Source organism: Desulfovibrio sp. SGI.169, assembly GCF_050313595.1.
Lineage (GTDB): Bacteria > Desulfobacterota > Desulfovibrionia > Desulfovibrionales > Desulfovibrionaceae > Desulfovibrio.
The window spans coordinates 1-19,431 of sequence record NZ_JBNPLS010000029.1 but is presented as its reverse complement, the minus strand read 5'-3'; the positions used below and the strand labels follow the sequence as shown (position 1 = coordinate 19,431).

The 19,431-nt window shown below is 64.6% G+C and carries 18 protein-coding genes; 12 read left to right on the top strand and 6 right to left on the bottom strand.

Going from position 1 to position 19,431, the window contains the following annotated elements:
* Positions 1-8: 8 nt before the first annotated feature.
* From ACQRA4_RS11785 to ACQRA4_RS11760, 6 genes are all read right to left on the bottom strand, one after another.
* Positions 9-323, bottom strand: coding sequence for a chaperone modulator CbpM (locus tag ACQRA4_RS11785; RefSeq protein WP_427823274.1), 315 nt, complete (start codon positions 321-323; stop codon positions 9-11).
* 15 nt (positions 324-338) lie between these two features.
* Entirely contained in the window at positions 339-1,271 is a 933-nt protein-coding gene (locus ACQRA4_RS11780) for a DnaJ C-terminal domain-containing protein (protein ID WP_427823273.1), read from the bottom strand.
* A 292-nt stretch (positions 1,272-1,563) separates the two neighbouring features.
* On the bottom strand, positions 1,564-2,664 hold the full coding sequence (gene secF / locus ACQRA4_RS11775) for a protein translocase subunit SecF (RefSeq protein ID WP_427823272.1): 1,101 nt from the start codon (positions 2,662-2,664) through the stop codon (positions 1,564-1,566).
* Between the two features lie 14 nt (positions 2,665-2,678).
* Complete coding sequence (gene secD, locus ACQRA4_RS11770) at positions 2,679-4,259, bottom strand: protein translocase subunit SecD (protein ID WP_427823271.1); 1,581 nt, start codon at positions 4,257-4,259, stop codon at positions 2,679-2,681.
* A 268-nt stretch (positions 4,260-4,527) separates the two neighbouring features.
* Positions 4,528-4,884 (bottom strand): preprotein translocase subunit YajC, encoded by a 357-nt coding sequence (gene yajC, locus ACQRA4_RS11765; RefSeq protein ID WP_427823270.1) that lies wholly within the window; start codon positions 4,882-4,884, stop codon positions 4,528-4,530.
* A gap of 109 nt (positions 4,885-4,993) precedes the next feature.
* A complete protein-coding gene (locus tag ACQRA4_RS11760) occupies positions 4,994-5,773 on the bottom strand; it encodes an alpha/beta hydrolase (RefSeq protein ID WP_427823269.1) in 780 nt (259 codons plus the stop codon).
* A gap of 272 nt (positions 5,774-6,045) precedes the next feature.
* Between ACQRA4_RS11760 and ACQRA4_RS11755 the strand changes: the two genes are divergently transcribed.
* The 12 genes from ACQRA4_RS11755 to dapA all read left to right on the top strand — a co-directional run bounded on the left by ACQRA4_RS11755 (position 6,046) and on the right by dapA (position 19,309).
* Complete coding sequence (locus ACQRA4_RS11755) at positions 6,046-7,371, top strand: amidohydrolase family protein (RefSeq protein WP_427823268.1); 1,326 nt, start codon at positions 6,046-6,048, stop codon at positions 7,369-7,371.
* A 178-nt stretch (positions 7,372-7,549) separates the two neighbouring features.
* A complete protein-coding gene (locus tag ACQRA4_RS11750) occupies positions 7,550-7,813 on the top strand; it encodes a PxxKW family cysteine-rich protein (protein ID WP_427823267.1) in 264 nt (87 codons plus the stop codon).
* A gap of 322 nt (positions 7,814-8,135) precedes the next feature.
* The gene (locus tag ACQRA4_RS11745; protein WP_427823266.1) at positions 8,136-9,383 is read left to right on the top strand and encodes a M20 family metallo-hydrolase; all 1,248 of its coding nucleotides are present in this window, start codon (positions 8,136-8,138) and stop codon (positions 9,381-9,383) included.
* Entirely contained in the window at positions 9,376-11,298 is a 1,923-nt protein-coding gene (mnmG, locus tag ACQRA4_RS11740) for a tRNA uridine-5-carboxymethylaminomethyl(34) synthesis enzyme MnmG (RefSeq protein ID WP_427823265.1), read from the top strand. The genes ACQRA4_RS11745 and mnmG overlap by 8 nt, the downstream gene beginning before the upstream one ends.
* A gap of 120 nt (positions 11,299-11,418) precedes the next feature.
* Positions 11,419-12,351 carry a hypothetical protein gene (locus ACQRA4_RS11735; RefSeq protein ID WP_427823264.1) on the top strand — a complete coding sequence of 311 codons (933 nt, stop codon included), beginning with the start codon at positions 11,419-11,421 and terminating at the stop codon, positions 12,349-12,351.
* A gap of 99 nt (positions 12,352-12,450) precedes the next feature.
* Entirely contained in the window at positions 12,451-13,311 is an 861-nt protein-coding gene (locus ACQRA4_RS11730; protein WP_427823263.1) for a hemolysin family protein, read from the top strand.
* 2 nt (positions 13,312-13,313) lie between these two features.
* Entirely contained in the window at positions 13,314-15,002 is a 1,689-nt protein-coding gene (lnt, locus tag ACQRA4_RS11725; RefSeq protein ID WP_427823262.1) for an apolipoprotein N-acyltransferase, read from the top strand.
* Positions 15,003-15,004: 2 nt separating this feature from the next.
* A protein-coding gene (gene prfB / locus ACQRA4_RS11720; protein ID WP_427823261.1) for a peptide chain release factor 2 occupies positions 15,005-16,118 on the top strand; the annotation gives its coding sequence in 2 pieces (ribosomal slippage) (positions 15,005-15,079 and positions 15,081-16,118; 1,113 coding nt in all).
* Positions 16,102-16,950: a diguanylate cyclase domain-containing protein gene (locus ACQRA4_RS11715; protein ID WP_427823260.1), complete on the top strand. Its 849-nt coding sequence runs from the start codon at positions 16,102-16,104 to the stop codon at positions 16,948-16,950. Before prfB ends, ACQRA4_RS11715 begins: the two co-directional genes overlap by 17 nt.
* On the top strand, positions 16,947-17,750 hold the full coding sequence (locus tag ACQRA4_RS11710) for a MinD/ParA family protein (protein ID WP_427823259.1): 804 nt from the start codon (positions 16,947-16,949) through the stop codon (positions 17,748-17,750). Before ACQRA4_RS11715 ends, ACQRA4_RS11710 begins: the two co-directional genes overlap by 4 nt.
* A 263-nt stretch (positions 17,751-18,013) precedes the next feature.
* Positions 18,014-18,289, top strand: coding sequence for an HU family DNA-binding protein (locus ACQRA4_RS11705; protein ID WP_427823258.1), 276 nt, complete (start codon positions 18,014-18,016; stop codon positions 18,287-18,289).
* A gap of 141 nt (positions 18,290-18,430) precedes the next feature.
* Entirely contained in the window at positions 18,431-19,309 is an 879-nt protein-coding gene (gene dapA, locus ACQRA4_RS11700) for a 4-hydroxy-tetrahydrodipicolinate synthase (RefSeq protein WP_427823257.1), read from the top strand.
* Positions 19,310-19,431 lie beyond the last annotated feature (122 nt).

Here is a 19,431-nt window from a genome sequence, read left to right as displayed (position 1 = left end):
CGGAACCGTTACTCTTCAAAGCCCCGCAGGCTGCGCACGGCGCGCTCCAGGGCGTCAATGCGCTCCAGCAGGTCCACAATAATGGTGCCGCCCACCACAGGCAATTCAAAGTCGCAGCAGATGCGCTCCAGCTTGCGAACCCTGTAAATGTCGGCATCGCGGAACATCAGAACCTGGGCGGCGCTGCTCCGGTTTTCAATCCAGCCCAGCGCGACAAGCTCTTTCAGCCGCTCCGGCGCGACGCCGGTAATCTCCACAAATTCTTCCCAGGCCATGACCGTTGACGGCGCGGGCAGGGAAGAAGCTTTCTTGGTCATACTCATATTTCACCTCCACGGTCAGGCGCGGGCCTTGAACGACGAGGCTTGCGCCAGCTTGCGCCAGAGCTCGCTCTCTTCCTCGCCCAACTGGGCGGGCACTTTGATCATCACCCTGGCCAGCAGGTCGCCGCGATTGGCCCCGCTGCCCAGGCCCTTGCCGCGCAAGCGGAATTTCCGGCCGGAACTGGAACCGGCCGGGATGCTCAACTCCACCTGTCCTTCAAGGGTGGGCACAGCAACCCTGGCGCCCAGCGCCGCTTCCCACGGCGCCAGAGCTATGTCGCAATGCAGATTTTCGCCCTCCACCCTGAACAGGGGATGCTCCAGATAGCGCACCCGCAGGAACAGATCGCCCGGCGCGCCGCCCGGCGCGGGATCGCCCTGCCCGGCCAGCCGCAGCTTGGCCCCCTCACGGATGCCCGCGGGCACATTGACCTCCAGAGTCTTGGGCCCCTGCGGCATTTGCAGGGTCACGGTTCGCCGGCCGCCGCGCGAAGCTTCTTCCAGGCTCAGGGGCAGTTCGGCCTCCACGTCCCGGCCGCGCCGGGGCCGGGAAGAAAAGCCGCCGAAGGGATCGGGGCCAAATTGCGCCCCGCGTCCGCCGCCCGCGCCGCCGAACAGGGTTTCAAAAAAGTCGGAAAAACCGGAGCCGTCAAACTGCTGACCATTGAACGTGAAATGCGCGTTCCCGAATCCGGGATTACCCTGAAATTGCTGACCATGCTGCCAGTCGGGGCCAAGCTGGTCATACAGCTTGCGTTTTTCCGGATCCTTGAGAACTTCGTAGGCTTCATTGATTTCCTTGAACTTCTCTTCCGCCTGCTTGTCACCCGGATTAAGGTCGGGATGGTACTTGCGGGCCAGCTTTTTATACGCCTTGGAAACTTCCTCGGCCCTGGCCCCGCGTTCCACACCCAGAAGCTTGTAATAGTCCTTATACGATACTGCCATGTCTTGCTCTCCCCCATGCGGGTCTGGCTCTGGAGACGCAGCGGCGCGGCTCTCCGCCCGGCAGGCTGACGAACCCGCGCATGCCCCGCTCCGATAAAAAACATAAGGCCGACTGCGCGACCGTCAATGCTTTGTCCTCAAGAAAGCGCGCCCCACAGGGGGCCTGTTTCAGAGTATTTTTGCGTTGCGCATGCTTCGCCCGCGCAAATGCGGGCAGCCCGCCGCGCCCGGATATGCTTTCCGGACGCGACGGGCTGCCGCCACAAACGCGCAAGGCGCATGGAATGTTTTTTTACACCACGCCGTGCTCTCCCGGCCGCTCGTATTTTTCCTTTTCCTGCGCGCGGACGTAAAATTCCGTATTGCCCAGGCCCAGCAGAATGGCTGACGACACATAGATGGAAGAGGCCGTGCCCACAAACACGCCAATGAGCATGGTCAGCGCGAAATCGTGAATCACGCCGCCGCCCAGCAGAAAGAGGGACAGCGTGGCCGCAAAGGTGGTGCCGCTGGTCAGAATCGTGCGCGAGAGAGTCTGGTTGACGCTTCGGTTAATAAGCGCGTCCAGCTCCATCTGAGGCGCTGCGCGCAGATTTTCGCGCAGGCGGTCATACACGATGATGGTGTCGTTGAGGGAATAGCCCACCAGCGTCAACAGGGCCGCCATGACGTTGAGGTCAATTTCCACATTCATGACGGAAAGCAGGCCCACCGTGATGAGCACGTCATGCAGCAGCCCCACCACCGCGCCCAGCGCAAAGTTGAGCTTGAGGAAAAAGCAGACCACCAGGGTGATGGCCAGAGCCGTCATCACCAGCCAGCCCATGCTCAGGCCGGTGAAGCCCAGCACATACATGCCGCCCCAGAGGGCCGCGGCCATAACGGCGCCGGCCATCCAGCGCTGTTCAAAACGGCCGGAAATATATACGGCGATGAGCAGAACAGCGTAATACAGAGCGCTCAAAGCCTTGTTGGTCAGGTCGTCGCCCACCTTGGGGCCCACCACCTCCAGACGCTGAATCTCGGCCGCGTTATCCGGAAAGGCCGAGGCCAGGGCGTTGATCACATTGGTGCGCAGGGCCGAGGCGTCCGCGTTTTCAGCGCTGGAAAAACGCAGCAGGTAGTCCCGCCCGCCCTCGCCGAAGCGCTGGGTGGTTATGCCGGGCAAAGCCGGAATATCCAGACTTTTCTTGAGCGCCTCGTCATTGACGGGCTTGTCAAACTGCACCTGGACGATGACGCCGCCCGCAAAGTCGATGCCCATCCTGATGCCGTTGCCCCACAGCGCCGAAGCCAGACCGACCAGCAGCAGGGCGATGGAAATGCCGTAGGCCCAGCGCCGCCAGCCGATGAAATCTATATTGGTGTCATGCTTGATGAATGCAAAGCCCATGATGATCTCCCCCGCTATATGCTGATGCCCTTGGGGCCGCAGTGGCGCGCCCATTCTTCAAAAATGGCCCGCGACACGAAAATGGCAGTGAACATGGAGGCGATGATCCCCAGGGAGAGCGTCACCGCAAAGCCCCGGATGGGGCCCGTGCCGAACTGGTACAGAATCACCGTGGCGATGATGGTGGTCAGGTTCGAGTCGGTGATGGAAATGGCGGCGCGGTCAAAGCCCGCCCTGACCGCCGCCAGCGGCGACAGCCCCAGGCGCAGCTCTTCGCGTATGCGCTCGTAAATCAGCACGTTGGCGTCCACGGCCATACCGATGGTCAGCACAATGCCCGCGATGCCAGGCAGGGTCAGGGTGGCCCCGAAAGCCGCCATGCCCGCCATAACCATCAGCATGGTGAAGCAGAGCATGCCGTCGGCGATGAGGCCGCTGAGGCCGTAGTAAATGGCCATGAACAGCACCACGGCGGCAGCGCCCACCAGAGCGGCGCGTATGCCGCTGTCGATGGATTCCTGCCCCAGCGAGGGGCCCACGCTGCGTTCTTCCAGCACTGAAACCGGCGCGGGCAGCGAGCCGGCGCGCAGCACGATGGCCAAATCCTGGGCCTCGGCGGTGGTGAAGTTGCCGGAAATGCTGGCCCGGCCGCCGCCGATGCGCTCGCGGATTACCGGCGCGGAGTAAACCTTGCCATCCAGCACGATGGCCATGCGGCGGCCCACGTTTTCAGTGGTGACCCGCTCAAAAATGCGCGCGCCGCGGGCATTGAAGTTCAGGGTGACGTAGGCCTTGTTCATCTGGTCAAAGGCGGGCCGGGCGTCGGACACATCCTCGCCGGTGAGCATGGCGTCCTTTTCCACGGCGATCTGGCCTTCCCGCTTCTGACCGCCCGGCGCGTTCTCCAGCAGGGGCAGGGAAACCACGCCCGCGGGCATCACGGCCTTGCCGGGGTCAACATCGTCTCGCACCAGATGAAACTCCAGGTGGGCCGTCTGGCCGATGATCTGCACGGCGCGGCGCGGGTCGGAAATGCCGGGCAGCTGCACCTGAATGCGGTTTCCGGCCTGTTTGCGGATGTCCGGTTCAGCCACGCCGAACTGGTCGATACGGTTGCGGATGGTGCGCAGGGCCTGATCCAGCGCCATGTCTTCCAGGCGCTTCACTTCCGCCGCAGTAAAATGGGCCACATAGCGCAACTGGCCGGATTCGCCCTTGCGCGCTTCGCCCACGGACAACTGCGGGAAGTGCCGGCTGAGGATCTCCTTCAGCTTGTCCTCATTTTCGGCGCGCGGCAGGATAAACTCCAGCGCTGTGCCGCCCACCACGCGGGGCCGCAGCACCACAATTTTTTCATCCTGGGCCATACGGCGCAGATCCTGCCCGGCCAAGGCCAGGGAATTGCTCACGGCCTTGGCCACATCGACGCCCAGCGTCAGGTGGATGCCGCCCTTGAGGTCAAGCCCGAGATTGATCCTGTTGGACGGCAAAACGCGCTCCAGCGCCTGCCCGATGCCGGGCACGCTGGGCAGCGCGTAAACAAGGCATGCCAGAAACACCACTATTGCAATGGACAAGCGCCAGCGCAGACCCATCGTACACCTTCCGCAAAAAAGACTTGCCCGCGTTGCGCGCGGGCGGAATATCCGCCCCGGCAGGCCGCCCGGCGACCGAAAAGGCCGCGCCGTCCTCAGCGGAGGCTTGCGCGGCCAACAGACAGTCGGGCCGGATTGCCCGAACCGGCTTGGCCTTCAAGATCAGCCTCATCCCAGCCCGCGGAAAAAAGCGTTTTTTCCCGGCTTCGGATGCGGACGCCGGAGAGCGACAGAGCATATCGCGCCTCCGAGCGCCCCGACGGGAGGCTTACTTCTTTTCTTCGGCCTTGGTTTCCTTGCCGCCCTTGGCGGCCAGCAGCCCGCCGATGGCCGCGCGGGAAATGCGCACTTTGGCTTCGCCGGTTTCCAGCAGCACCTGCTCGTCGTCGATCTCAAGAATGCGGCCAATAAGCCCGCTGGAGGACACCACATGGTCGCCCCGCTTCAGCTCACTCAGCATCTGCTTGTGGGCCTTGGCCCGCTTCTGCTGGGGGCGGATCAGCAGGAACCAGAAAATAACGAACATCAGGATCAGCGGCATGAACTGCATCAGCATGTCCGTGCCGCTGGCGGGAGCTCCGCCGGCTTGGGGCGTGCCCATGGCAAATGCTACGGATTCAAACAAAGCGCACCTCCATTCAGGTGGGGATGAGGCTCTGGCGCGCGGCGCGCCCGCGCGGACGGCCGCCGCCCCGGAACCGGGTTGGCAAGATAACAGCTCGTTGCTATAGCCCTTACGGCGTGAATTTGCAAGCCTTTGTGGCTTCGTGAACCTCTTGCGCGAAGGATACGGCCAGCGCGGCGACCTTTTCCCGGCTTTCCGCGTGCGTTGTGGGCAAGTGCCCGCCGTGCGGGCTGCGCACGCGCAACAGGTGCAGATGCGTCACCGGCGCGGAGCAGCGCCGCGCCAGATAAAAGGCGTTGTACGGGCGGCAGCTCGTGTCGCTGCGCAGCTGCACAATGCAGAGCGGCACACGGATCAGCGGCAGGTCGCGGCGGATGGCGGGCAAAGCGCGTTCCACCTCCGCGAAATGGCGCAGGCAGCAGATGTTTTCATGGCCCTGCCAGGGTGCCGCGGCGCGCGAGGCCGGATCGCGCGACGGCACGCGCAGCGCGGGCCGCAGCCAGGCATGCAGGGGCAGCAGAAAAAAGCGCCAGCCCGCAGTGAAAAAGGGAAAATATTTATGAAAAAACAGCGGCGTGGCCAGGGTCAGCAGGCCGGCCGGGGGCGGCAGCTCGCCGCGTGCCGCCGCCTGGGCCGCATCCAGCGCCAGAATGCCGCCCAGCGAGTAGCCCGCCAGCAAAACGGGGCCAGTTTCGCGCAGACGGGCGTATTCCGCCCGCGCAAAGTCCCGCCAGCGGGCAAAGGAGGAAGCCAGGTAGGCTTCTTCCGTGCCGCCGTGACCGGGCAGGGCCGGGGCATGGGCCGCAAAGCCCGCCGCCGTCAGGGCCTCGGCCAAGGGCCGCATTTCAAACGGGCTGCCGCCAAGCCCGTGCAGAAGCAGGCACTGCATGAAGCCTCCTCTCCCGGCTGTTGCCTCTCCGGCCCGCAGGCGTTACCTAAAAGGCGTTTCCTGAGAGCATGTCGCTTGTAAAATTTGCAAATTCAAAAGCGGCGTCGCATTTTCCCGCAGAGCGGGACAAACGCCTCAAAAACGCGGTTTTTCAGGCTCATTGAACGCGGGCGTCCGCTCTCGCGACCGCCGGAAGCTCATGCCCTTTTCAAGGGCAATTCGCTCTGATTCGCCTGATTCGTTGCCGACCGCACAAGCCATCGGGGGTATCCATGCAGCATTGCCACACGCTTCTCCACGCGGGCATCCTCGTCACGCAGGACGCGCAGCGCCGCGTCATCGAAAACGGCTCTCTGGCCATCCGCCAGGGCATGGTGGCCGCAGTGGGAACGCGCGAAGCCCTGTCCGCCGCATGGCAGGCCGGACAGGAGCTTGACCTCCGCAGCATGCTTGTTCTGCCCGGCCTCGTCAATGCCCACACCCACGCGGCCATGACCTTTCTGCGTGGCCTGGCCGACGACATGCCGCTTATGGACTGGCTGCGCCAGCGCATTTTCCCGGTGGAGGCCAGGCTCACCCCCGAGATCGTCCGCCTGGGCAGTCTGCTGGGCTATGCGGAGATGCTGCGCACCGGCGTCACGGCCTGCATGGACATGTATATTTTTGAAGAGGCCGTGTTCGACGCCGCGCGCGAGGCCGGTCTGCGCTGTGTGGGCGGCGAGGCGGTCTTTTCCTTTCCCTCGGCGGCCTGCGCCGGCCCCGAGGCGGCCCTGGCGGCCACCCGCGCCCTGGCGGAACGCTGCTCCGGCGAGGAGCGGCTGCGCGCGGCCGTCAACCCGCACAGCGTCTACACCACCACGCCCGAAATTCTTGCGGCCTGCCGCAATCTGGCGGAAGAGCTGGGCCTGCCCCTGCATATCCACCTCTCGGAAACCCGCGAGGAAACGCGACTCTGTCTCAAGACTCACGGCAAGCGGCCCGTGGAGCTCTGCCGCAATCTGGGCTTGCTGGATCTGCCCTGCACCCTGGCCCATGCGGTGGATGTGAACGAGGAGGAACTGGATGTTCTGGCCCGGCACAGGGCTGCGGTCGCGCACAATCCCTCTTCCAACATGAAGCTGGCGTCGGGCGTGGCCCCGCTGCCCTCCATGCTGGAACGGGGCCTGGCCGTGGGGCTGGGCACCGACGGCCCGGCCAGCAACAACCAATTAAACATGTTCACGGAGATGGGCCGGGCCGCCCTGCTGCACAAGGTGGCCGGGCATGATCCCACCCTGCTGCCCGCGGCGCGGGTACTGGACATGGCCACCCTGGGCGGAGCCGCGGCCCTGCACGACGACCGCCTGGGCTCTCTGGAACCGGGCAAGGTCGCGGACTGCGTGGCGCTGGACCTTTCCTCGCCCAATCTTCAACCGCTGTACAATGCCGTCTCGCAGGCGGTCTACGCGGCCACCGGCCTGGAAACGCGCATGACCATGGTGGGGGGGGAAATTCTGTATCAGGACGGGCGCTTCAGCCGTTTCGATTATGATGCCCTCTGCCGGGAGGTGAGCGACCTGCGCGCCTTTGCGCTGCGCGCCTCCGGTCTCGCGCCGTAATCTCCGCCGCCCGGCGCTTTCCCCCCCCCTAGCCGGCCGCCCGCAAGTCTGGCGGCTCTTGCGCTTGACAGGGCCCCGCATCTACTTATACTAATCCCCTCTCGGTTCGGCGGCCTCTTGAAAGCGGCGGCGGAACACAATAAAAAATTCGGGCGCTCCGGCGCATGGAGGTTGTGCTATGGCTTCTCTGGAAAATGCCACCAAAACCGCTGAAGGCGTGGTGGTTAAAGGTTTTGTCCTTTCCCCTGTGGTGGAGCAGTGCGCCGGCTGTGACCGCGTGCGCGACTTCGAGGGCGAGCAGTTCTGCTCCAGCTATCCCAGCCCCGCCAGCAAATGGGCCGGTGGTCGCTGCAACTTCGCCACCCATGTCAAGGCCCAGACGGCCGCCGCGGCCAAGGTGAACCCGCTGAAGGCCTCCAAGCGCGCCGCCAAGGGTCGCTAGGCGCTGGCGGTTTTGCCGGCGGCGGCGTCGCTGTCGCTTCCCGCCGGGCGCTCTGAAGGGCGCACCTGTCATGAAAAGCCGGGTTTCATTGACGTCGCCAGATTTTTCGCATCCCGTCCGGGTGGATCATTTCTGAGGCTGCCGGCGCAAGCGGCAGCCCCGAAAATCAGAAGCGCATGCGGCCTTGCCCTGTCCTGAGCGGCTGATTTCCGGTCTTTCCGCCAGGCGGCCCGGTTTATCACGCCAGGCCGCGCGGCGGGTTGCGCCAGCATTGCCGAGGCCGCGCAAGCGGCCTCTTTTTCTGTTATGGGACAGAAGAAGTATGGAGCATCAAATACTGGACGCTCTGCTGGCCGGGCTGGCCCAACGGGACGAGCGGGTTGTGGAGCTGCAAAGCGCGCTCACGGCCTGCAAGGCTCTGGGGCCGGACAACGGCGGCCAGGGCGAGCTGGGCAAGGTTCGGCTGATTACGCGCTGGCTGAGGGCCTGCGGCGTGAGCGACCTGCAACGGCTGGACGCGCCGGACGAACGCGTGCCGGACGGGCTGCGCCCCAATCTGGTGGCGCGCCTGCCCGGCCAGACCTCCCGCGCGCTCTGGCTTTTTGGCCATACCGACGTGGTGCCGCCGGGCGACCCCGCCGCCTGGACTTCCGACCCCTGGCGGGTGCGGCGCGAGGGCGACTGGCTTTACGGTCGCGGCGTGGAGGACAATCAGCAGGCCATTGTCAGCATGCTGCTGCTGGCCGAGGAACTGCAGCGGCAGAACGTGACGCCCGCGCTGAGCCTGGGCCTGGTTTTCATGGCAGACGAGGAATCCGGCAGCGATTACGGCCTGGCCCATGTGCTGGAACACGCCCCGCAACTGTTCAGGCCCGATGATCTTTACATCGTGCCTGACGCGGGTTCGCCGCGCGGCGACCTCATTGAAGTGGCGGAAAAAGCCCAACTCTGGCTCAAGGTGCGCACCATCGGCGTCCAGTGCCACGCCTCCACGCCGCACAAGGGCCGCAACGCCTTTGTGGCCGGCGCGGACATGGTTCTGACCTGCCGGCAGGGCCTGTACGACGCCTTTCCCCAGGAGGACGCGCTGTTCAGGCCGCCCTGCTCCACCTTTGTTCCCAGCAGGCACGAGGCCAATGTGCCCAGCGTGAACATCCTGCCCGGCAGCGACGTTTTTTATCTGGATTGCCGCCTTTTGCCGAATGTGCCGCAGGAGGCCGTGCTGGCCGAGGCCCGCCGGCTGGCCAGCGTTGTGGCCGCGCGTCACGGCGTGGAAATCACGGTGGAGGCGGCGCACGCCCAGCCCGCTTCATCCGCTCCGGCGGGCGGCCCCGTGGTGCGGGCTCTGGAACAGGCCGTGGAAAGGGTTTACGGCGTGCGGGCCCGGCCTGTGGGCATCGGCGGCGCCACGGTGGCCGCGCTGTTGCGCCGCAAGGGCCTGCCCGCCGCCGTCTGGGCCTGCATTCAGAACACCTGCCACCAGCCTGACGAGCGCGCCTCCATCAGCGCCGCCCGCAAGGACGCCCAGGTATTCGCCCATATTCTCATGCAACGGAACGCCCGTGCCTGACGCCGTTTTTGACTGCATCATAGCCGGCGGGGGGCATGCCGGTTCCGAAGCCGCCGTGGCCCTGGCCAAACTGGGCTTCAGCGTGCTGCTGATCAGCGGCAACCTGGACCGGCTGGGCTATCTCTCGTGCAATCCGGCCATCGGCGGTCTGGCCAAGGGGCATATGGTGCGCGAAATCGACGCCCTCGGCGGCATGATGGGGCTCTGGGCCGACGCGGCCGGCATCCAGTTTCGCACGCTGAACATGAGCAAGGGCCCGGCCGTGCGCGCCACGCGCGCCCAGATCGACCGCGAGGCATATCAGCGCGCCCTCAAAAAAACGCTTTACGCCACGCCCGGCCTGCGTCTCTGGCAAGACACGGTTACGGACATCGCCACGGCGGCGGGCCGCGTTGCGGGCGTGCGCACGAGTCAGGGGCTGGAGTTTGCGGCCCGGCATGTGCTGCTGACCACCGGCACTTTTCTGGACGGGCGCATTCACATGGGTCTGACCAGCCTGCCCGGCGGTCGTCTGGGCGACGCGCCAGCTCTGGGCCTTTCCGACAGCCTGCGCGCTCTGGGCCTGAAACTGGGCCGTCTGAAAACCGGCACCACACCGCGCCTGCTGCGTTCATCCATTGATTTTTCCCGCCTGGAGGAACAGCCGGGGGACACGCCCGCGCCCGCCTTCAGCTTTCACGGGCCCGGCCCGGCGCTGCCGCAGATTTCCTGCCACATCACCTGGACCACGGCCCGCACGCATGAGATCATTCGGGGGGCCTTTGACCGTTCGCCCCTGTTCGCCGGCGTGATTCAGGGCGTGGGCGCGCGCTACTGCCCGTCCATTGAAGACAAGGTGGCCCGTTTTCCCCAGCGCGAGCGGCATCAGATTTTTCTGGAGCCGGAAGGTCTGGACAGCGCCGAGGTATATGCCAACGGCATTTCCACCAGCCTGCCTCTGGACGCGCAGATGGCCATGCTGCGCAGCATCCCCGGCCTGGAAGGGGTGGTCATGGTTCGGCCGGGCTATGCCATCGAATATGATTATGCGGACCCCGTGCAGCTTCGCCCCACATTTGAGAGCAAGGCTGTGCCGGGCCTCTGGCTGGCCGGGCAGATCAACGGCACATCCGGCTATGAGGAAGCGGCGGCGCAGGGCCTCTGGGCCGCCCTGAACATTGCCTGCGCCGAAAAGAATCTGCCGCCTTTCGCGCCGGGACGGGACGAAGCCTATATGGCTGTGCTGGCGGACGATCTGGTGACGCTGGGCACGCAAGAGCCCTACCGCATGTTCACTTCCCGCGCAGAACACCGCCTGCTTCTGCGCGAAGACAATGCCGACGCCCGCCTGACCCCGCTGGGCCGGAGCCTGGGCCTGGTAGACGACGCGCACTGGCGCGCGTTTTGCATAAAACGGGACAATGCGGCACGTCTCAGACAGCGGCTTGAGGAAACGCGCATTCCCCCCCAGATGCGCGAAGAGGGTTGCGCGGCCTCTCTGCCCTCGGGCCGCAGCCTGGCGGAAGCCTTGCGCCGCCCGGACATGGATATGGAGCGCCTGGCCGCCGCGCTGGCGGACGCGCCGGGGCTTTCCCCCTCGCCGGGCGCGGAACTGGCCGCCGAGATGGCCCGTTGCGGCCGGGCCGTGTGCGAGGGCGTACAGACGGACATCAGGTACGCCGGCTACCTGGAACGCCAGCGCGCGCTCATCGCGCGCACGGCAAAACTGGAATCGACGCCCTTGCCCTCGGATTTGGATTATGCCAAAGTGGCGGGACTCTCGCATGAAGTGGAAGAAAAACTCAGCCGGGTGCGCCCCCTGAGTCTGGGGCAGGCCGGCCGTATTTCCGGCGTGACGCCGGCGGCGGTGGCCTGCCTGGAAATACACCTGCACAAACTGGGGCTCTTGCGCCCGGAACGGCGGCAACAGTCCTGAAGCTGTCTTTGCTTATGGTATTCTTTGAAACAGACCATCCGCGCCATTCCCTTGGGGTTTGCCGCAAATGGCGGCGGCGCAAGCGTGAGGCATACTGACATTCAGTCCGGGGCTTCCATAATGAGTACGAAAGAATATATTCTGATCTCCGGCGGCATTGTTGTGGCGCTCTCTTTCGTGATCGTTTGGCTGCGCGCTCTGGTGCAAAGAATACAATCGCAGAGACACCGCCGCAACGTGATACGTCAGCTGCTCCAGTCGGTTCAGGAGCAGAACGAAATTTTCGATCTGAAAAAATCCGTCGAAGGAAACGGCAAAAATGGTCTTTCAGCCACCCTGCTTGAGCAGAAGGGCGCAAGCCTGATCATGGAAGTGCTGGACTATGTCCCCAGCGAATGGGTGGGGGCTCCCGTGGTTGCGCATTTTCGCGACCCGCGACCGGAAGGCCCCATTTATTACCAGTTTCACACCAGCGTTCAGGCAGTGGAATCCGAACACAAAAAATCCCGCCTGTCCCTTGCCGCGCCTGTGGATCTTGAAGTGGGGCAGAAACGCAAGTTCATCCGCGTCAAACCCCATCATGACGCGGTGCTGGGCATCAACACCTGGCCCATTGATCCCAGCAAGCCCTTCCCCCGCAGCATGGCTGAGGCCGGCCCGCCGCTCATAAGCTACAGGCTTGGCATGGAGAACGCCCCCGTGCAGGTGGAAGACATCTCCAGCACGGGCATGGCCCTGAGCTTTCAAAAGGAATATGCCAAAAAGTGGCCTGTTGATCTGATCAAGGGTTCGCAGTTGCTCTGCGCCATCGCATACCTCATGGACCCCAAGAACGAACAGCCCGGCGCGTACTGGTGCGTCTGTAGGCTCCTCAACACGCGAGAGCCCGCGGACCGGCCCGTGCTGATTCTGGGGCTGGAGTTCACCTACTGGGCAATGCTTGAAAAGGGCAAGAGCAGACTCCACTGGTTTCGCTGCTCTCCGTCCGCGGGCGTGACGCACATCGCCCAGTGGGTCATGCGCATGGGTCTGGAACAGAGCAAGCGGCTCTGAAAACATCTTTTCTTTCAAAACGACGTGTTGCACGGTCGCGGCGTCCCCGAACCCGCGAAACCCGAACCCGCAGAACCGCGCCCGAACAAGGAGGTTATTTTGGACGGAGGCTCCGACGGTCATAGTACCATCTGGTCGCGCCTGAGCAGATTTTTTGGGCACGACGACGAAGAATCCCTGGAAAAAGCCATTCTTGAAGCCAGAGCCGAAGGCGAGGTGGAGCCGGACGAGGAGTCCATGCTGCTGGGCATTCTGCGCTTTAATGATCTTCAGGTGCAGGACACCATGATTCCCCGCACCGATATCGACTGCGTGCCGGACGACATGCCCCTGCCCGATGTGGCCCGCGTCATTGTGGACTCCGGGCACTCGCGCATTCCCGTGTACAAAGACACCCGCGACAATATGGTGGGCATCCTGCACGCCAAGGATCTGCTGCGCTGCCTTATTGACCCGGCCGGGGAACATTCCCCGGTGGCGACGGTCATGCGCGAGCCCTTTTTCGTGCCGGAGACCAAATCCATCCGCACGCTTTTGCAGGAATTTCGCGCCAGCAAGCAGCATATCGCCATCGCGCTGGACGAATACGGCGGCACCTCCGGCCTGATCACCATTGAGGACGTGCTGGAGGAAATCGTGGGCGACATTGAGGACGAGCACGACACCCCCCGGCAGGAGGACATCCGCCCCCTGGGCGACAATGTATACGAACTTACGGGCCGCGCCCTGCTGGAAGACCTGGAGGAACTGGGTGTGGATCTGGTTTCCGACGAGGTGGACACCATCGGCGGCTATCTGAGCATGGAAGCCGGGCATGTGCCCGGCCCAGGCGAGGTTTTCACCCTGCATGGCTGGACCTTCACGGTGCAGGACGCCAACAAGAAGCTGATTCGCCTGCTGCGCATGGAACCAGCCGGCAGGGCCGCGCGGGGCGCGGACGCCGACGGGGACAATGCCTGAACATGAACATGACGCGCACCCGCCCCCTGCCGTCGGCGCGGGGGCTGCCGTGGGGCCTGGCCGGGGCCCTGGCCCTCTGGCTGGGTTTTCCCAATGACCTGCTGAGCCTGCCGCCCCTGGCCCTGCTCTGGCCTGTGGCCCTGGTCATGCTGGGTCTGCGCGCGCCCGACCGCATGGCGGCCCTGCGCCGGGGCTGGCTGGTCAGCCTGGCCGGGGGCGCGGCGGCCCTCTACTGGCTGGCCCTGCCCGTGCACAATGTGGGCGGCCTGCCCTGGCTTCTGGCCGTGCCCTGCGCCCTGTTCATCGCCGCCTGTCTGGCCAGCGCGGGCGGCCTGTTCTCACTGGCCGCGCATGTGCTGCGCGCCCGCCCCCCCCTGCCTCTGGCCCTGCTGCTGGCTCTGCTCTGGTATCTGCTGGAAGCCTGCTACGCGCTGGCTCTGGGCTTTCCCTGGCTGCCGCTGGCCGGGGCGCTGGCCGTCTGGCCCCCGCTGGTTCAGGCCGCCGACACGCTGGGCGCATACGCGCTGGGCGGCTGCTGGCTGCTGGCCGCCCTGCTCTGCCTGTTCAGCCTGCCCCTGGCATCGCCCTCCGGCCCGCCGGCAACGCGGCGTTTTTTTCCGCGCCGCCTGGCCGCCGGTCTGGGGTTGGCCGCGCTCTTGCTGGGCTACGGCGCATGGCGGCTGCACGCCCATCCCTTTGAGGCGTCGCCCGCCGGGGCGGACAGCATGGCCGTGCTTTTTGTGGAAGGCAATGTGGATCAGAATCAGAAATGGCTGCCCGCCTTCCAGCGTCAGACGGTGGATCTGTATCTGAACCTGACCCGCGCGGGCCTGGCCGCCCGGCCCGCCGCGGATGCGGCCGCGCGTCAGGACGCCGGGGCGCTTATCGTCTGGCCTGAAACCGCCCTGCCCTTCTTTTTTGAAACCAGACCGAGCCTGGCCAAACTGGTGCGCGACATGGCGCTGACGGCGCGCAGCCCCCTGCTTTTCGGCGCGCCGGGCGTGGAGCGGCGACCGGGGCAGGCCGAACCGCTCATTTTCAACCGGGCTTTTCTGCTGGGCCCCGACGGCGAAACCGTGGGCCATTACGACAAGGAACATCTGGTTCCTTTTGGCGAATACCTGCCGGAGTGGCTGAACTGGGGCTTTCTCCAGGCCCTGCTTCAGGGCGTGGGCGTCTATGAGAAGGGCGCGGCCACCGCGCCGCTGCGCCACGGCAACCTTGCCCTGGGCATGCTCATTTGCTATGAAGGCATATTCCCCTGGCTTGCCCAGGCCCGTACGGCGGACGGGGCCAACATTCTGGCGGACATCAGCAACGACGGCTGGTTTGGAAACAGCCCGGCGGCGCGGCAGCATCTTTACCTGACCGCGCTGCGCGCTCTGGAGCAGAACCGCTGGATTCTGCGCGGCACCAATACCGGCATCTCCGCTGTGGTGGATTCGCGCGGGCGCGTGACCGCGCGCGGCGACCAGTTTCAGACCGGAACCCTCTGGGCCAGGGCCGGCCTGACCACAGCGGCCAGCGCCTACCACCGCCTCGCGCCCTGGCTGCTGCCCTCGGCGGCTCTGCTTTTTTGCGCGCTGCTCGCTTCTGGATCGCGCGGCGCGCGGTTTTGCGCCGCGTCCGGCGCTTCCGCCCCTTCTGGAAAAAACAGGCCGAATCCCTCACCCTCAACCCCACAGAATTGACCATGTTGCACCTCAGTGATCTGCGCGCCGCCTGTCAGCCCCTGTCCCAGCGTTTCGACAACCTCTGGGGGCGTCTTTGACGTCGCGGCCAGCGAACAACGCCTGCGCGACATAGAAGAGGAAATTTCCCGCCCGGGCGCATGGGACAAGCCGGAGGCCCTGACGCCCATTCTGCAGGAGAAAAGCCGCCTGGAAGACGAGCTGGGCCGTCTGAACCGCCTCAAGACCTGCCGTGACGATATGGAGGAATGGCTGGCTCTGGCGCAGGAAGGCGAAGACCAGGAAGCTCTGGAGTCTCTGGAGCAGCAGCAGCGTGAACTGGCCGCCCTGCTGGATGAAACCGAGCTGGTCATGCTGCTTTCGGCCGAGGAGGATCATCGGGACGCCATTCTGGAAATCCATCCCGGCGCGGGCGGCACCGAATCCCAGGACTGGGCGGAAATGCTGCTGCGCATGTACACCCGATGGGCCGCGCGCCGCAAATACGCGGTGGAAGAGATGGACTTTCTGCCCGGCGATGAGGCGGGCATCAAAAGCGTGACCCTGCGCATCTCCGGGCCGCACGCCTTCGGCTTTCTGAAAAGCGAGCGCGGCATTCACCGCCTGATTCGCATCTCGCCCTTTGACGCGTCGGGCCGGCGGCACACCTCCTTCGCTTCGGTGGACGTGATTCCCGACGCGGGCGGCGACATTCAGCTGGACATCAAGGAATCCGATCTGCGTTTCGACATCTTCCGCTCCAGCGGACCGGGCGGGCAAAGCGTGAACACCACCAGTTCCGCCGTGCGCGTCACGCACCTGCCCACGGGCATTTCGGCCCAGTGCCAGAACGAAAAATCGCAGCACCACAACAAGGAGACGGCGCTGCGCGTCCTGCGCGCCCGCCTCTACAATCTGGAACTGCAAAAACGCGAGGCCGAGCGCCAGGCCCAATACGCGGGCAAGGACGCCATTGCCTTCGGCAGCCAGATACGCACATACACCCTTCAGCCCTATCGCCTGGTAAAGGATCACCGCACCGGCTCGGAAGCGGGCGATGTGGACGCGGTTCTGGATGGTCAGATTGACCAGTTCCAACACGACTACCTTTTGTACCGCCATGAGCAAAATCGCTGAATTTGAGGCCCTGGCCCGCGAGCTGCGGGCCCTGCGCGAGCATGCCGCCTGTGACGACGCAGGCGAACAGGCGGGCAGCGCCATGCTGGTGCTCCGGCTGGTGCGCGGTCTTTCCCGGCAGCGCTGGCAGGATTTTTGTCGCGCCTTTCCCCTGAGCCAGTGGTGCGCCCTGCCCATGCCGGAGGCTATTCCAGAAGCGCATGTGGCGGATCTGCGGGCCGACGTGCAGCAACAGCCGCCGCAAGCCACGCCGGATGCCCTGGCCGGAACGCTGAGCGCCGAACTGTTTACGGCCCAGCTGGAGCGCGAGCTGCTGCGCCAGAAGCGCAACGGCGGCGATCTCAGCCTGATCTGCACGGCGCTTGCCGAACGGCGGCGGCTGTGCGTGGCCCTGGGCGAAGGCACGGTAAAACGCCTGGAAAGGCTGCTGGCCGAAAGCCTGCGCGACAGTCTGGACGCCTGCGACAGCATGGGCGACCCGGGCCGCGGACGCTATATGGCGTTGCTGCCGGGCATAGGCCAGCTCAAGGCCCGCCATCTGGCCGAACGCCTGCAGGCCGGTTTTGCGGAACAGGCCCGGCCGCTGATTCCCACCGGCGGCATTTCGGCGGGGGCCGGGGCGGGCTGCGCCCTGGGCATCATCTGCACGGGCCGGGGCACGCCGGAGCGCGCTCCCGACCTCCTGTCCAGAGCCGAGGCGGCCCTGGACGCGGCTCTGAAGCAAGAAGCGGGTCATATCCATCAGGAAGCGCCCACACCTCTGGGCGAGCGGGCCACTCTGGTCCATTCCAGTGAAAAACGCTTTCTCTTTTTCGGCGGAGAACAATCATGAACAGCACCTTGAGCATTGCCGTGCTCAGCGGCAAGGGCGGGGTCGGCAAGACCAACATCTCCCTCAATCTGGCCTGCGCGCTCTACCAGGCGGGCTTCAAAACCCTGCTCATGGACTGCGACATGGGGCTGGCCAATCTGGATGTGCTGCTGGGCATCACCCCGGAGGGCAATCTTCAGGACGCCCTGCTGGGCGAGGCGCGTCTGAGCGATGTGCTGTACCCGGTGGAATCCGAAGGCTTCGACGTGTTGCCCGCGGCCTCCGGCGTGCCAGAGCTGAACGACCTGAGCCCTGACCTGCGCGACCTGCTGCTGGAACGTCTGGAACCGGTGCTCGGCAGGTATGATTTCATCTTCATGGATCTGGGCGCGGGCATTTCCGAAACGGTGCAGACCTTTGCGGCCATGGCCGCCATGCGCATTGTGCTCATCACGCCCGAACCCACCTCGCTTACAGACAGTTATGCCCTGATCAAGGTGCTCAACAGTCGTTTCGGCATGCGCGACTTCATGGTCATGGTCAACCAGGCCGCGTCGGCCAGGGAAGCGCAAGCCGCTTTTGAAAAACTGAACGGGGCCTGCCGCCACTTTCTGCACCTGGAGCCCGTGCTGCTGGGGCATGTGCGCACGGACAAAAAACTGCCCGAGGCCGTCTGCCGCCAGCAGCCCCTGCTGCGTTACGCGCCGGGCAGCCCGGCGGCCCAGGATATTCAGGGGCTGGCCGCCCGCTTGCAGCGCGCGCGCCTGGGCATGGCCGACTGGCTTTCCACGCGCGGCGTTTTGCAGGCCCTGCCCAGGTGAGCTGTTTACCTTGTGGCGTAAAAAGTATAGACTGGTGTCCACTTGCGAAGGTAGACACTACAAAATCCGTAAGGGTTTTGCGGCGGCGTGGCCGCCGCGAGTGCGCGAAAAACCATGTTTTCTCGCGAACGATCCTGCAAAAATTCCTTGTGGAATTCCGCGCAGAATTTTTGCAATGAGACACTGGTTCAGACTGTGATCCCCAGGTTTTTGTCGCCCTTCCCTCACGGGATAATAATGTATAACGTGTCAACGGAGGCGTGATGAATAAAAGCGAACTGATCAAGGCGCTGGCCGAAGAGACCAACATTCCTTTTGACGATGCTTCACTGGTTGTGAACACCTTCATCGACGCCATGAAAAAATCGCTGATCGCCGGGGATCGCATTGAAATTCGCGGGTTCGGCAGCTTCAAGATCAAGGAGTACGGCGGCTACGCCGGGCGCAACCCCAAAACCGGGGAAAGCGTTTCAGTGGTTCCCAAACGTCTGCCCTTTTTCCGCGCCGGCAAGGAACTCAAGGAATTTATCAACCGGTAGCGCCCGCAAACGCGCGACGCTTCAACGCCGGCGCGCCATGCCAGAGGACGCCGCCCATATTGTTCGGGCCGCATGGTCGCCCGCTTACAGCGCTTCGGCATGTTTTCGCAACGCGCCGGGCGCAGCCATAAGGAGTCAGACATGCTTTTTTCCGGCGCGCTGACGGCGCTTGTCACGCCGTTCAAGAACAATGCCGTGGATGAAGAGGCCTACCGCGCCTTTATCGAACGCCAGATCACCGAAGGCATTCACGGTCTCGTGCCCTGCGGCACCACTGGCGAATCCGCAACGCTCTCCCATGAGGAGCACGAACGGGTCATCGAGATATGCATCGACCAGACCAAAGGTCGGGTTCCGGTGCTGGCCGGGGCCGGCTCCAACAATACCAGCGAGGCCATTCGCCTGGCCCGTTTCGCCAAAAAGGCCGGGGCCGACGGCGCGCTGCTGATCACCCCCTACTACAACAAACCCACACAGGAAGGCCTGTATCAGCACTTCAAGGCCATTGCCGAGGCCGTTGACCTGCCGCTGGTGCCCTATAACGTGCCGGGGCGCACGGGCTGCAACATGCTGCCCCCCGTGGTCAGCCGACTGGCCCGCGACTTTTCCCATATCGTGGGCATCAAGGAAGCCACCGGCGACATGGTGCAGGGCAGTCTTGTGCTGGAATCCTGCCCGGCGGACTTCAGCGTGCTGTCCGGCGACGACCTCACCGCCCTGCCCCTCATGGCGCTGGGCGGCAAGGGCGTGATTTCGGTCACCTCCAATCTGGCCCCGGGCCGCGTGGCCGCTGTGTGGAACGCCTTCGCCAGGGGCGATCTGGCCGAGGCGGCCCGCCTGCACCATGCCCTGCTTCCCCTGCATCAGGTCATGTTTGCGGAAAGCAACCCCATTCCCGTCAAAACAGCCCTGGCCCTCATGGGTCAGATGGAAGGCGAAATGCGCCTGCCGCTCTGCCCCATGAGCGAAAGCGGCAAGACAAAACTGATTGAAGTGCTGCGTCAGCAGGGTCTCTTGTAAGCCCTGCTGGCGGCGAGATTAAAGCCGGGCGCTTCCTTTCCGGAGGAAGCGCCCGGCTTTGTCATATGCTGGCCTTCAGTCTGCGCCCGCGCAAACCGGGCCACACGAGAACGCAAAGAGAG